Origin of the sequence: Nostoc sp. (assembly GCF_036917395.1) — a bacterium.
Classification (GTDB): Bacteria; Cyanobacteriota; Cyanobacteriia; order Cyanobacteriales; family Nostocaceae; genus Nostoc.
Window position 1 is genome coordinate 1 of record NZ_JBALDI010000025.1, and the last position, 13,695, is coordinate 13,695.

Annotated in this window: 15 protein-coding genes and 1 pseudogene; 7 read left to right on the forward strand and 9 right to left on the reverse strand. The window is 44.1% G+C overall.

The window, feature by feature from the left end:
- Positions 1-194: 194 nt before the first annotated feature.
- A complete protein-coding gene (gene queA, locus V7K46_RS10080; protein ID WP_442939823.1) occupies positions 195-1,352 on the reverse strand; it encodes a tRNA preQ1(34) S-adenosylmethionine ribosyltransferase-isomerase QueA in 1,158 nt (385 codons plus the stop codon).
- Between the two features lie 272 nt (positions 1,353-1,624).
- Here queA and V7K46_RS10085 point away from each other — a divergent pair, with 272 nt between their 5' ends.
- Positions 1,625-2,014, forward strand: coding sequence for a hypothetical protein (locus tag V7K46_RS10085; RefSeq protein ID WP_012412259.1), 390 nt, complete (start codon positions 1,625-1,627; stop codon positions 2,012-2,014).
- A gap of 64 nt (positions 2,015-2,078) precedes the next feature.
- Here V7K46_RS10085 and V7K46_RS10090 read toward each other — a convergent pair whose 3' ends face one another.
- Positions 2,079-2,609: a YraN family protein gene (locus V7K46_RS10090; RefSeq protein WP_335112633.1), complete on the reverse strand. Its 531-nt coding sequence runs from the start codon at positions 2,607-2,609 to the stop codon at positions 2,079-2,081.
- A gap of 23 nt (positions 2,610-2,632) precedes the next feature.
- Between V7K46_RS10090 and V7K46_RS10095 the strand changes: the two genes are divergently transcribed.
- Positions 2,633-3,229: a pentapeptide repeat-containing protein gene (locus V7K46_RS10095; RefSeq protein ID WP_442939826.1), complete on the forward strand. Its 597-nt coding sequence runs from the start codon at positions 2,633-2,635 to the stop codon at positions 3,227-3,229.
- Positions 3,230-3,795: 566 nt separating this feature from the next.
- Positions 3,796-4,018: pseudogene (locus tag V7K46_RS10100) on the forward strand (Uma2 family endonuclease); the annotation flags it as partial.
- A gap of 21 nt (positions 4,019-4,039) precedes the next feature.
- Here V7K46_RS10100 and V7K46_RS10105 read toward each other — a convergent pair.
- Both V7K46_RS10105 and V7K46_RS10110 read right to left on the reverse strand, forming a co-directional pair.
- A complete protein-coding gene (locus V7K46_RS10105; RefSeq protein ID WP_335112635.1) occupies positions 4,040-4,306 on the reverse strand; it encodes a hypothetical protein in 267 nt (88 codons plus the stop codon).
- A gap of 45 nt (positions 4,307-4,351) precedes the next feature.
- Positions 4,352-6,106, reverse strand: coding sequence for an N-acetylmuramoyl-L-alanine amidase (locus tag V7K46_RS10110; protein WP_335112637.1), 1,755 nt, complete (start codon positions 6,104-6,106; stop codon positions 4,352-4,354).
- Positions 6,107-6,191: 85 nt separating this feature from the next.
- Between V7K46_RS10110 and V7K46_RS10115 the strand changes: the two genes are divergently transcribed.
- Together V7K46_RS10115 and V7K46_RS10120 are read left to right on the forward strand one after the other, a co-directional pair.
- Complete coding sequence (locus tag V7K46_RS10115; RefSeq protein WP_335112639.1) at positions 6,192-7,829, forward strand: CTP synthase; 1,638 nt, start codon at positions 6,192-6,194, stop codon at positions 7,827-7,829.
- A gap of 125 nt (positions 7,830-7,954) precedes the next feature.
- Complete coding sequence (locus V7K46_RS10120) at positions 7,955-8,377, forward strand: hypothetical protein (RefSeq protein ID WP_335112641.1); 423 nt, start codon at positions 7,955-7,957, stop codon at positions 8,375-8,377.
- Positions 8,378-8,379: 2 nt separating this feature from the next.
- Here the strand turns inward: V7K46_RS10120 and V7K46_RS10125 are convergent, their stop codons facing one another.
- The 4 genes from V7K46_RS10125 to V7K46_RS10140 all read right to left on the reverse strand — a co-directional run bounded on the left by V7K46_RS10125 (position 8,380) and on the right by V7K46_RS10140 (position 11,235).
- Positions 8,380-9,015: a type I restriction endonuclease subunit R gene (locus V7K46_RS10125; protein ID WP_335112642.1), complete on the reverse strand. Its 636-nt coding sequence runs from the start codon at positions 9,013-9,015 to the stop codon at positions 8,380-8,382.
- 3 nt (positions 9,016-9,018) lie between these two features.
- Positions 9,019-9,921 (reverse strand): ROK family protein, encoded by a 903-nt coding sequence (locus V7K46_RS10130; RefSeq protein WP_335112643.1) that lies wholly within the window; start codon positions 9,919-9,921, stop codon positions 9,019-9,021.
- An 85-nt stretch (positions 9,922-10,006) separates the two neighbouring features.
- Positions 10,007-10,216, reverse strand: coding sequence for a hypothetical protein (locus V7K46_RS10135; protein ID WP_335112644.1), 210 nt, complete (start codon positions 10,214-10,216; stop codon positions 10,007-10,009).
- A 122-nt stretch (positions 10,217-10,338) separates the two neighbouring features.
- Positions 10,339-11,235, reverse strand: coding sequence for an ABC transporter permease (locus tag V7K46_RS10140; protein WP_335112645.1), 897 nt, complete (start codon positions 11,233-11,235; stop codon positions 10,339-10,341).
- 230 nt (positions 11,236-11,465) lie between these two features.
- Between V7K46_RS10140 and V7K46_RS10145 the strand changes: the two genes are divergently transcribed.
- Positions 11,466-11,882 (forward strand): element excision factor XisH family protein, encoded by a 417-nt coding sequence (locus V7K46_RS10145; RefSeq protein WP_335112646.1) that lies wholly within the window; start codon positions 11,466-11,468, stop codon positions 11,880-11,882.
- Positions 11,870-12,205, forward strand: coding sequence for a XisI protein (locus V7K46_RS10150; protein ID WP_335112647.1), 336 nt, complete (start codon positions 11,870-11,872; stop codon positions 12,203-12,205). Before V7K46_RS10145 ends, V7K46_RS10150 begins: the two co-directional genes overlap by 13 nt.
- 113 nt (positions 12,206-12,318) lie before the next feature.
- On the opposite strand, the gene trxB is transcribed toward V7K46_RS10150, so the two are convergent.
- Positions 12,319-13,689, reverse strand: a complete 1,371-nt coding sequence (trxB, locus tag V7K46_RS10155) for a thioredoxin-disulfide reductase (RefSeq protein ID WP_335112649.1) — start codon at positions 13,687-13,689, stop codon at positions 12,319-12,321.
- Positions 13,690-13,695 lie beyond the last annotated feature (6 nt).

Below are 13,695 nucleotides of genomic sequence, written 5' to 3' on the forward strand. Positions count from 1 at the left end.
ACTTTCCTTAAAACTCTGCTTGCTGGAAGCATTGTCGGTTTTTCAAATGTGAAGAAATATTTCGCCAACAGCATCCATTGATACTCACGCCCCAAATCCCAATAACAGTTCAAACCTCAGGAGCATTTCTAGAAAACCTACAAATAATCGCAGTAGACGGATTAAAACTTTAGCGAACCGTATTGCCGTCACCCCTAACTTAGGACTCTTATGGCTGACGGCAAAATTAGCATGGCATCGCCGAATGAATAAAAGCGATACCGTGAAGCGATCGCTTCGTTGTATATATTCAATAACCGTTGTCTGCCAATTAGCGCACTTACTAACATCAGCAAACTGGAACGCGGTAGGTGAAAATTGGTAATCAGACCATCAACCACCCGCCATTGGTAGCCGGGATAAATAAACAAGTCTGTTTTACCACAAAATGGTTGTAAATTCCCAGATTGAGCCGCCCCTTCTAAAGCTCGTACTGCCGTTGTTCCCACAGCAATAATCCGACCGCCATCTGCTTTAGTGGCGCGGATTTGCTCTACTGTGGCAATGGGGACTTCAATCCATTCTTCATGCATGTGATGGGTAGTTACATCCTCCACTTCCACGGGGCGAAATGTGCCTACACCAACGTGCAGCGTTACAAAAGCTTGACTGATTTTGCGATCGCGCAACTTTTGTAATAATTCTGGGGTAAAATGTAGTCCTGCTGTCGGAGATGCGATCGCTCCTGGCTGTTTGGCATAAACTGTCTGATACTGATCATCAGCAGCTGACGAGGCAGTGATGTACGGTGGTAGCGGTACTTCACCAAATACCTCTAACAGTTCCACCAAAGACTTTCCCTCTGGCACATCAAATTGCAACAAACGCCCCCCGGTTGCTGTGTCTGTTTCTAGAACCGTAGCTGTGAGTTGGGGATTGGGGACTGGATAGGAATCTTCCCAATCACTAATGCCCAATTGCCTTGCTTCAAAAATAATCTTCGCTCCCTGTTTGAAGCTTTTTCCTGGCTTAACTAAAGCTAACCAACAGTTATACTGCCGTTCTTCCAACAGCAACACTTGGATTTTAGCACCAGTGGATTTATGGCCATAAAGCCGCGCTGGAATAACTTTTGTATTGTTCATAACTAACAAATCACCAGAGCGTAGCAGTGCAGGCAAATCATGAAAAATGTGGTGCAGGGGTGCTGTTTCGGTGGCTGTAGTAAGAGAATTAATCACCAGTAACCGTGAGCTATCTCTAGGAACTGCTGGGTTTTGGGCAATGAGTTCTGGAGGTAGTTTGTAGTCATAGCCAGCTACCGAGCAATCTAATTTCAAATCTTTTTCTTGTGGGTTAGAGGTGTCTTTCAAATTGGCTTGTACTAGTTTTTGGTTTATTTAGTATTTATACTCTCTTAAAAAAGCTGGTTTGAGCTTTCCCTTCTAAAGGAACTTTAAGGCATCTTCGCTCAATTTTCTCGCTAGGCTATAAGATTGATACTATTAAGTAACACGGAAAACTTAACATAAAAATTGGGTAAACCTCCCCATCTAAAAACGGGGGATTTTACCCTACCGGGAACAGGTACTGATTGACGAAGATAGATATGTAGGATTGGCTTTGATCCCAAGCACCAACAAACATGGAATACTTGTATTATCTGGCAAATGCCAGTCTAACCCTGAGGGTCGTTCAACACCTGCACGCTAGACCCCAGACACCAGTTTCTTTCGTCACCGTAATTCATCAAATTGATGGCTGGGTGGTTAGGATCAAACTCAAAGGTCAAGTCTCGCCTCAAGAAGATGGCGACTTTCGGGCTTTTCTAAATGAATTAGGAATTAGCTACGAGCCGCCAATGAGGGTACAAATGGCACTTTGGAGTTTGGAAGCGGGACAGTGCCCTGTAGACGTGATGCGTCGCTATCAAGTAGCGATCGTTTCTCATGGTAGTCCAGAGAGAGACGAAATCGAAGCCTTCCGGCAACAGTTTGTCCGGGGCTTGGGCTACTGTCCAGAAACTTTGGCGTGATCCGATCTTGGTTGTAACGCCGCTACAAAATTATTGGTAATCAAGATATTTTATCCATTACCAATTAACCATTATCAATTGAAGAGTCGAAAGCTGCCAGAATGTATTCTTGCAGCTTAAACTTATATCCGGCTGCTGATGAAGTAGCTAGAGCTTCCTGAGTTGCTGTAACCCCAGTCAGATTTTTTGATATCCTTTGACAGTAAACAATAGCAACATCAAATCGGCAAGAATAATCTGCCTTCTCAGGGCACTGGGCTAAAAATATTCCAGCTGTCCGCCAGATTTTTGCTTGCTTTTGAGGGGTGATTGCACTTCTTCCCCCTGCATCCCAACTACCTAAACTGCGAGTTTTGACTTCAACAAATGCCAGCATTGAGTGCTGAGTCCTGAGTTGTCCTACTGCTTTTCTGCTCTCCTGTTCCCCTGCTTCCCGTGTACTTCCATCATGTTGGGCGATGATATCGATTTCTCCCCAGCGGCTAGAAAAGCGGCGATGGAGAATTTCCCAACCTGTAGATTGCAACCATTGGGCTACTAGGTCTTCTCCTAAATGACCAATATCTGGATAATGAGATGGAGGAAGGTTAGCCATTGACTAAAAATATCATGAATTCTGTGAATTCTAGCTTAAGCGATACCTGCGGCGGGCTGCGCCTACGCACAGCGAGTTCTACGCTCGACTCATCCCGAACAAAACTGGGGTTGAAGCGTAAAACAGACCATCACATTTGGGCAATCATACTCAGCTTATTCCTGTGGGGAATAGTTGGCATCACTGCAACCGTAGGTTTTGCTCCAACAGCTTTGGCACTCGAATATAATAAAGAAATTTTGGTCGATACTGATTTCTCAGGACGTGATTTAACAGACTCCAGCTTTACCAAAGCTAATCTCCGCCAGAGCAACTTCAGCCACGCTAATTTGCACGGTGTCAGTTTCTTTGCAGCAAATTTGGAGTCTGCGAACTTGGAGAGATCTGACTTGACAAATGCCACTTTAGACTCAGCTCGTTTAGTTAGAGCAAATTTGACAAATGCACTATTGCAGGGTGCTTTTGCTGCTAACGCCAGATTTGATGGTGCAATCATTGACGGGGCAGATTTTACCGATACGCTGCTGCGTTCAGATGAGCAAAAAAAATTGTGCAAACTTGCCAAAGGAACTAATCCCATTACAGGACGAGATACGCGTGACACGTTATTTTGTCCTTAGTATTTTCTACCTGTACATTCGGTAGGGGCATTGGGCATTGGTTATTTCCCCTGTGCTCCTCTGCTCCCCCTACTTATAAAATAGTGATATATCTTTATGCATCTTGGGCGATTGCACTGCCATTACTCAATAAAATAGCGATCGCTCCCACTATGCCGCCTATTTTAAAAGACATCCACTTTCAAAATATAAGATTTCTAGGACTAGCCCTTTCAAGGTGACTCGAAAAATCTCGTTTTTTCTCTCTGCGCTACGGGCAGTTTGCTCAAGTCGGGAAACCCGCCCACGCAACTGCCCTCCTCTGTGCCTCTGTGGTTAAAAGTAATTTATCTAACCACACAGACGCAGAGAACACAGAGGTAAGAAGTTAAAAAGAGGTTTTTTGACTAACATTTTACCCACCTTGAAAGGGCTAGTCCTAATTTCATGTATTTCTATTCGCAATCCAAAGAATTCTGGCACTCTACAAGCACTGAAATCAAGATATAGCAAGGTGTTATACTAGCTCGTAATACCTTATGGGAAGCGTAAAGCACTACAAAAATAGCCGCAATACTTTTCAAAGCATGAGTGAAATACTTGCTGATATTGCCATACCGCCCCAATTTCCCGATCACACTCAACTACCAGAGTCTGATGGTACGTTTGTAAAAAATTTTCAAGAGCATCCCCAAACCATCATTCTCACAGACTCAATTGCTCAGGTTTTGCAACACCTGCATCCAGATGGACAGTATTGCATTGGTCAAGATTGTGGTATATTATTGGCGAGAAACTGACTTGCCTGAAGTCCAACTACAGTCCCGTGTATCACTGTGCCGTCCTAAGCAATGTACCACCAACTGCATAAACCGCATCAAAACCAATTCTTTCTCCCCAAAGTGCTGCATCGGTTTGCTTGGATCGTAATCGAAGACTCATTTCGACTAAATCATCACCAATTTCGTAATCTCCTGTTTCAACATTAATCGAGATAATTTTGCCAATGTTCTCTTGTGTCTCAACTTTGGCACGGATACTTCTTTGATAGAGTTCCTTTCCACTTCGGGCTACTTCTTGGCTACTGAGCGATCGCACTCCACCAAATACAATAAGGGCACAACACTAGTTGTACCTCAAAATTTATCTAACACTCATAAACCACTCAGCAATCCCCTGAGCGATCGCATTTGCTATCTTTTTCTGTTCCTCTGGGTTCACTATCTGCTCAAATTCATCAGGATTGCTCATAAAACCCAATTCCAGCAACACTGATGGCGCAGCCGTCGGACGTGTCAGCGCCAGGTTATCCCAAAACACACCATAGTCAGGTCTGCCGAGTTTTTTGATTACATAGTTATGTAAAAACATTGCAAGATTGTGGGCTTGGGGTTGATACCAAAAAGCGGCAAATCCCTTGGTTTTTTCGGCATCGCCATCATCGGGTAGTGAATTGTGATGTATAGAAAGAGCAATGCATGGTTCTTCTTGACTGATAATTGCCTGACGTTCTGCTAGGGAAACCTCCTTATCATCCTCCCGCGTCATCACCACCGTTGCTCCTTCTTTGACCAACTCATCGCGCAGCAACTTAGATACCACCAAATTGACATCTTTTTCTAAATATCCAGTTGGGCCACTGGCACCCGATTCTTTACCGCCATGCCCTGGATCGAGTACAATCTTGAAATTAGCTAAAGGCTTGTGTCTTGTGTTCCCGATTTTAGGCGGATGACGCAAAGCCAAAACCAGGGTTGTACCGTCGTATCTTAGCTTATATCCCCACTGTTGAGCTTTTTTGAGGTTGAAGGTGTATTTTACTTGTTCTGGAGCCACCTGTTGCCAGTCTAGGCGAGAAATTAGGGGGTCATCATCCAGGCGAATTATGTCCGTTTGGGCAGTAGTATTGTAGAGAGTGAGAGCGAGAGCTTGCTCACTTTGTTGTACGCTCACAGGTACGGGGACTTGCAAGGGGAAAACTATCTCTGTCGCACCAGGGAGTTGACGGTATCCGACACTGCGAATTATTGTCTGTGGCGGAATGGCACCAGGTAGAATGCGGGTTTCCTGACTATTAATCCAAGCGCCGTAGTCTAGGCGCAACCATTCACCTTCCCTACCTGTTACTGTTGCGCGTGTGCCTTTGGGCAGTGGTGTGAGTCGAGAATAATCGGTACTCGGGCCAGTCCGAGCAACGCCTGCGTCTGCCGTTACCTCAGAAACTGGCAACTGTGCTCTTGAGAGGATTTGAATTTTACCAGATCCTGGTTGAGTTATCGTCTTGCCATTGAGCGTCAGTTGAAACTGAGGTTGTCCCAGATCGGCGGCTGTTGCCACTGTGGTGCAACCTTTATAATTGCCTACGCTAGACTGGGCATGAGGCTGATTTTGCCCTGTCAGAGCTGCCAAATTACTTGGTAGTTGTGCCTGTTGAGGTTGGGGTGAAAGGGCAATAGTTTGATTAGCCAGGTTGACAGATACACTGGCATTGGGGGGTGCGATCGCGCTAAAACAAATTAGTTCTCCTGGTAATCTGGCAATGTCAGATGCAGGAGTCAGGGAATCTTTAGCAAAGGCTAACCCCTGTGGTAACTCAGGTACAGTGGTAAGCCTTGTCACTTTAATCTGGAGTTCTTGATTGTCGTGACGCACAGTAAAAAGATTCTCCCCCAACTGCAAGGGGAAACTAGGGGAAAAATGACCAGCCTTGCTGCGGGTAATTGGCTTACTATTGATCAAAACCTGACCATCTGGTGGTGCAGTGCCCAGAAAAAAGATTTTTTGGGCACTTGTCTGGTAGTTTGTTTGGGGAAAAATGACTATAAGAGATGGCTCGGCCAATGCTATTGAGGAGGTGAGAATACAGCCTAATATTACTAATCCTAGAAAGTTTTTCACAGGAAAATCATAGAAAACTACACCACAACAACTGTGGCACAATGACGGGATGTATTTTTAGAAGTTGTTAGAAATTCAAACGACTATGACTAAGTTTATCTTTGTAACTGGAGGCGTAGTCTCCAGTATTGGTAAAGGCATTGTAGCAGCAAGTCTAGGGCGTTTGCTCAAGTCGCGCGAATATTCCGTGTCGATTCTCAAACTTGACCCTTATATCAATATCGATCCTGGCACGATGAGTCCCTTTCAGCATGGGGAAGTATTCGTTACCCAGGATGGTGCGGAGACAGATTTGGACTTGGGGCATTACGAACGCTTCACCGATACCTCAATGTCACGATTGAATTGTGTTACTACTGGCTCGATTTACCAGGCAGTAATCAATAAAGAGCGGCGCGGAGACTACAATGGCGGTACTGTACAGGTGATTCCCCATATTACCAATGAAATAAAAGATCGGATTCTGCGAGTTGCTAAAAGTACAAATCCCTCTGTAGTGATTACAGAAATCGGCGGTACGGTGGGAGACATTGAATCACTGCCGTTTTTGGAAGCAATTCGCCAGTTCCGCAAAGAAGTGGGACGGCAGAATGTACTGTATATGCACGTAACGCTGGTGCCGTGGATTGCCTCTGCGGGTGAGATGAAAACTAAGCCAACACAGCATTCAGTTAAAGAACTGAGATCCATTGGCATTCAACCAGATATTTTAGTTTGTCGGAGCGATCGCCCCTTACCCAAGGGATTAAAGCAGAAATTGTCTGGATCTTGCGATGTGCCCGAAGAATGCGTCATCACTTCCCAAGATGCCAAAAGTATCTATGAAGTACCGCTAAATCTGGAATGGGAAGGAATGGCAGAACAAGTGCTGAAGTTGCTGCAAATGGAACAACGTAAACCAGATTTGACGCAGTGGCAAACCCTGGTAAAACGGTTACATAGTCCCAAGCACGAGGTAGAAATTGCCATCGTCGGTAAATATGTGCAGTTAAGTGATGCCTATCTATCTGTAGTGGAGGCACTGAACCATGCTGCAATTTCCACCTATGGCGAAGTGCGCCTACGTTGGGTGAACTCAGAAGATTTGGAAACTGAACCAGCCGAAAATTATCTTGCGGGTGTCGATGGCATAGTTGTGCCAGGAGGTTTTGGTATTCGGGGAGTGGATGGCAAAATTGCCGCCATTAAATATGCCCGCGATCGCCAAATTCCCTTTTTGGGTTTATGCCTGGGAATGCAATGTTCTGTAATTGAATGGGCCAGGCACGTAGGGGGATTAACAGATGCCAACAGTGCCGAATTTGACGCCTATACAACTGATCCGGTAATTAATTTATTGCCAGAACAGCACGAAGTGGTAGATTTAGGGGGTACAATGCGCTTAGGACTATATCCTTGTCGTGTTCTTCCTGATACTCTGGCTTTTAAACTTTATCAAGAAGATGTAATTTATGAACGACATCGACATCGATATGAGTTCAACAATGCTTACCGCGATCTGTTATTAAAGTCTGGCTATGTGATCAGTGGTACTTCTCCCGATGGACGCTTAGTTGAAATTATAGAATTACCCAAGCACCCATTCTTCCTTGCTTGCCAATTTCATCCAGAATTTCAATCGCGCCCCAGTACCCCTCATCCCTTGTTTAAAGGGTTTATTCAAGCAGCGATCGCTCTTTCTCTCTCGACATCTGGTAAACCAACACCATTAGAGGTGTCATAAAAATTCATAATTCATAATTATTTTTTTTAATTTTGAATTCGTGCATAGCAAAATTAACTTAAGGCTTCAGTAGACTTGGACATACAGGGTGCATCATTCGTAAATTTCGGACTTGAGGAGATGTTGTGGCGTACTGGATGAGAATCCTTTACGAGAGGAAAGAATATGTAGTGAATTTTGAGCGTGTCCATGCTTTTTGTTATGAACTGAATGGCAGGGTTACTTTTTGGTTACCCGATAGTGCAATTCCAGTAGTAATTAACCCGCAAAGTAACTTGGAAGATTATCAAAAGATTCTTGATTATTTACAATGTGTGACGGCGTTGGAAGTAGATCATGCCCACTGGGTAAAAATTATTTACGAAAAAAATGAATATGTAATTAATCTCAACTGCATCAGTTCTTTTTGTCATGAACCAAACGGCAGGATAACTTTTTGGTTGCCAGATGGTACTATCCCTATCATCATCAACCCTGTGAGTAATCCGGAATCTTATGAAAAAGTTGTGAAATACGTTAAGAAAGCGACAGGATATTCTTTGTCTTAGTATTACGAATTACGAATTACAATTAATTCTCCAAGGCGCTTCAATATACTGAGTACTTGGTGTAGTTCGGAATCACGTTCAATTGATAGGGCATAAGAGCGTGCATACCAAGGATGTTCTTGTTGAATCAATTTGATAAAAACAAATTCTCTACCGTTGATTAGTAACCCAAAAGTTGGTTGTGCAGGGTTTGGACGAGCAAGCATATAAGTGAGTGCTTGAGGTAGGGCTGTCATCACATCAAATTTACTGCTTTTAGATTCGATGACAAGTACCCAAAAACGTTTTTGGATGACAAGAACATCAATGTTTCCTTTAACGATAAAGCTCTCGTCTTCAGCAGAAATCTCAACAGAAGTCTCGGTTTCAATCTCAAAAGGAGGTTGATAAAATCCAGCTAAATCGAGTAAAGGAGATAGCACTACCATCTTTACCGCCTCTTCTGACATCAGACGGTGCTTATTCAAGTTTAAATAGTTGCTTTTCACTCGCGCGATCGCTTGCTGTTCACCATCAGTCAGAGTTGGTAAGTTTTCTGTCCATTCTGTAAAGAAATTGGTGTCTGTGGCAAGTTGCAAACCAAATTTTTCTTCTAATTCGTAAAGACTGATGTCTCTAGCTGGGATTGTTTGAACCATAATCTAAAATCCTGAATAGAGTTGCCATGCCAACTTTGCTGCACCTACTATCCCAGCAAAATTGCCTAACTCCGCTGGCAATATTTGTAAACCCGCTCGTGATAAAGGCTGCACTCGCTTCTCAATTTCTGCTTTCACTGCTGGTAAGAAAAACTCAAAGCTGCCACTTATACCACCACCAATGACGATCGCTTGCGGTGTGAGGACATAAATCAAACTTGTCAAACCAATTCCCAAATTCCTACCATATTCTTCCCAAAAAGTCAATGCTGTGGGATCTCCTTGTTGGGCAAGAACACCCAATTCGATGGGTTCCTTGAGAGTGCGGCGGCGAATTGCAGTCACACAGGCATATTGTTCCAAAGAGCCTTGATTGCCACTATTACAAATTGGCCCATCAGGATTTAATGAAATTAAACCCAATTCCCCGGCGGCTCCTTGATGTCCAATAAATAGTTTGCCATCAAGAATAATTGCGCCACCAACCCCAGTACCTAAAGTTAGCAGAATCAGATTTTGAAAGTGGCGACCGGCTCCCAGCCAAGCTTCTCCCAAAAGAGCGCAATTAGCATCGTTAGCGATCGCAGTAGGTTTGCCAGTTTTAGCTTCTAGCCAGTTTGCTAAAGGCACATCAAGCCATCCAGGTAAGTTAATGGCGATTTTGGCAATGCGTCCTGCTGCATCAGATGGGCCAGGAGTACCGACACCAATAGCAACAGCTTGATTATCTGGATCAATTTGGGCGATCGCATCTATCAGCACCGCCAGCACAGCCTCCGGCGTTGTCGGTTGGGGAGCTGCCACAGTCATAGATTGCAGACAAGTACCATCATCTGCAAAACGCCCCAGCTTAATTGCTGTTCCTCCGACATCAATGCCAATTACTTGAATTTTGTCATTTGTCATTTGTCATTTGTCATTGGGCATGGGGCATTGGTAATTATTGGTGAACAGCTATTCCCTATTCCCTATTATTGGGCGCGAGTCGTTTTCACCCCCGATTTGTTGGCGCAGTGTCTTCGCTTGGGAGAAGACGCGCAGCTTTCAACTCCGATTTCTGTAAATTAGCAAAAGTCGTGCTGCGGAAACTCGATTGCTCTTGCCAAGCTGTAATTGGCGCACCTCTTAAGATACCAGCAAGAGCAACGGAAAGGATAAACCCGCCAGTAGCGGCAGCAATTAACGTTAGATTATCTTTCATATAAATCTCTGTATTGTTTATTTGTCATTTGTCCATTGTCCATTGTCCTTTGTCTAAAACTAATGACCATTGTACAGACGCGATTAATCGCGTCTCTACTGAGCGTCTCTACTGACCAATGATTACTGTCGGATTCTATTTTCTCTCCGTAAACGAGGATTGACAAATTCGTTTAACCCTTCACCAAGTAGTGATAACCCTACCACCATGCATGTCATCGTTAAACCGGGGAAAAGCGTAGTCCACCAAATGCCAGTAGGTAGAGCTTCTAAGGCTTGTTTTAAATCATGTCCCCATTCTGCCACTTCTTCGGGAAGTCCTAGCCCCAAAAAACCCAAACCGCCCAACACCAAAATCGCATCAGCGGCGTTGAGTGTGAATAGGACGGGTACGCTTTGAATGACGTTGAAAAACAGATAACGAGAAAGCACAACCCAAGTGGAAGCGCCCATTGCTTGAGCAGCTTCGATGAAGACTTCAGTTTTCACGCTCACGGTGTGGTTGCGAACAACGCGGTAATATTGGGGGATGTAGGCAATGCTAATAGCGATCGCTGCATTTAATATCCCACGCCCCACCACAAACGCCAGTGTCACAGATAGCAGTAGTCCCGGTAGGGTGTAGATGCTATCCATAATGAACAGCAACACTTTATCCAATTTACCGCCGAGATAACCACTTAGCATCCCCAAAGGTACACCGATAATCATACTCAACCCTGTTGCCAAAATCACCACCTGCAAAGCAGCTTGAGCGCCGAACAATGTCCGGGAGAACACATCATAGCCCAGGCGACTAGTACCAAACCAATGTTTAGCTGAGGGTGGCTCGTGAATTGGATTAGAAAGAAAATCTTTGGGGTTTTGCAGCCATCCCCAAGCCTGGAATACGGGAGCGAAGAATGCCAGGAAGATGAAAAATAGGGTAATGGCTAACCCGATGAGCATGAGTTTCTGAGAAAGATTGGGACTTTTGGCAAACTGTAAAAATGTCGGTAGCCGCCGTTTTGTAATGGACATAAAGCGATCGCTTGGATCAAAGCTTGATACGCTGACCATTTTACATATTAGATAGGGGATTGAGTAAACATCCTTAATAAAAATCCGACTGTTTCGCGTGAATACAGAGCTACACTGAGGTAGAGGTGAGATTATGCTTATTTTTACTGGAGTTAACTAATAAATTACCAGCCAGTGTCGCCACAAACGTAAATCATTCCAAGTAAATAAAGATTTTAATATACTTTGATATGCCTGCAAGAGATATTTATCATGATGCTGTTAAGAATGCGTTAGTTCAAGAAGGCTGGATAATTACAGATGACCCCCTACATTTAAAGTGGGGTCAAAAAGATATGTATGTAGATTTAGGAGCTAAACAACTTTTAGCCGCAGAACAAGGAAGTAAAAAAATAGCTGTAGAAATTAAAAGTTTTGTTAGTCCCTCAGAAATGGCAGACCTAAAAGATGCTATTGGGGGATTTATCATGTATCGTGCTGTTATCCATCGCCTAGAACCAAAAAGAACATTATATTTGGCAGTGCGCGACAGCGTATTTACAGCTTTGTTTGAGGAACCAATTGGTACACTTTTAATAGAAACTGAGAATCTAAAGTTACTCGTTTTTAATCCAGAAACGGAGAAGATTATTCAATGGATACCTTAGATAATTATCGACGGATCATCAAAGAGGTATTAGTACCCTACACACAAATTCCTTATTCGCACGCAGTTATTGAATGTAAAGTAGTCTTTGATAGCGAAAATGACAGTTATTTGCTGATAAATTTAGGCTGGGATGGTGTTAAGCGAATTCACGGTTGCTTAGTTCATATTGATATTATTGATGGCAAAATTTGGGTGCAACGAGATGACACAGAAGATGGTGTTACCTACGGATTAGTAGCAGCAGGAATTCCTAAAGAGAAAATTGTATTGGGATTTCACCCACGAAATGTTAGGCAACACACAGGATATGCTATTGCCTAACTTATTAAGGCTGCCACTTAAGCGAATTGCAGGGGGTATTGGGTATTGGGCAGAGTCTTCCCCATTGCCCCTTATCCCCAGAGGGGGCTTTGAGTTTCCCAATACCCACTATCTCAAAGATTACTTTCAATTAACTGGCGGTATTCGCTCTTTTGCTTGACGCCTTTGACTTCCTTCACCAGTTCTTTATTTTTGAACAATTGAACAGTTGGCGTTCCTGTCACACCAGCATTTTCAGCAATATCTCGGTCTTTGTCGATGTCAATTTCCACAAAGTGAATTTTGCTGTCAAATTCATCCACCACTTTATTTAAAATTGGCTTCAGGGTATGACAAGGGCCGCAACCAGGAGAGACGTATTTAACAAGAATTAAGCGATCGCTTTCATGGAACAATTTCCGTAAGGCATAACCTCCCTCGTGGCGCGTCCCATTCAAATTAAATCCAGCTTCTTCCTCGGCTTCAGTCTTTTTGGCCGGCTGATGTTCTAATTCATTATCTGCTGTTTCTACCTGTTGATGGAATTCTTGAATCAAGCCAGTAAATGACAACCAACGTTCTGCCAACATCGCCGCCATACAGCCAGTACCCGCAGCCGTAATTGCTTGCCGAAACTCATGATCTTGCACGTCGCCAGCGGCAAAAACGCCTTCTACACTGGTTTCCACAGTACCGTGCTTGGTGACAACGTAACCGATTTCATCTAGTTCTAACTGACCTTTAAATAGAGAGGTATTGGGACTGTGACCAACGGCGTAGAATAAACCCTTAGCGTGCAGTTTGCTCTCTTCACCAGTTTTGGTATTGCGGACTTTCACCCCATCCATGCGACCGTTACCGAAGATATCCACGGCTTCTGTGTTCCAATGCACCTGGATTTTTGGGTTGCTCAAAACTCTGTCTTGCATGGCTTTAGAAGCCCGCATTTTATCGGTGCGTACCAACATATTTACCTTAGATCCGTATTTGGTGAGGTAAATTGATTCTTCCGCCGCCGAGTCGCCAGCACCAATCACAGCCAGTTCTGCGCCGTGAAAAATTGGTGTTGCACCATCGCAAATTGCACAAGCGGAGATACCCCGACTCCAAAATTCATGTTCGTTGGGTAAACCCAAACGCTTTGCAGTTGCGCCAGTAGCAATGACGATGCTATTAGTTTTTATTTCCCTTTCTTGCGATCGCACTGTAAATGGACGCTGACTCAAGTCAACTGATATAACATCTTCAGTATATAGTTCAGCCCCCCAGCGCTCCGCCTGCGCCTTCATTTGATCCATCAGTTCCGGCCCGGTAATCCCTTGGGGAAACCCTGGAAAGTTCTCAACTTCCGTCGTTGTCATTAGTTGCCCACCAGGCAATCCCCCGGCTTGGAAACCTTCAAATACAACGGGTTTCAGGTTAGCGCGTCCGGCATAGATGGCGGCTGTGTACCCTGCTGGGCCAGAACCGATAACTACTAAGTTTTCTACTGTAGGATTAGTCATGATATT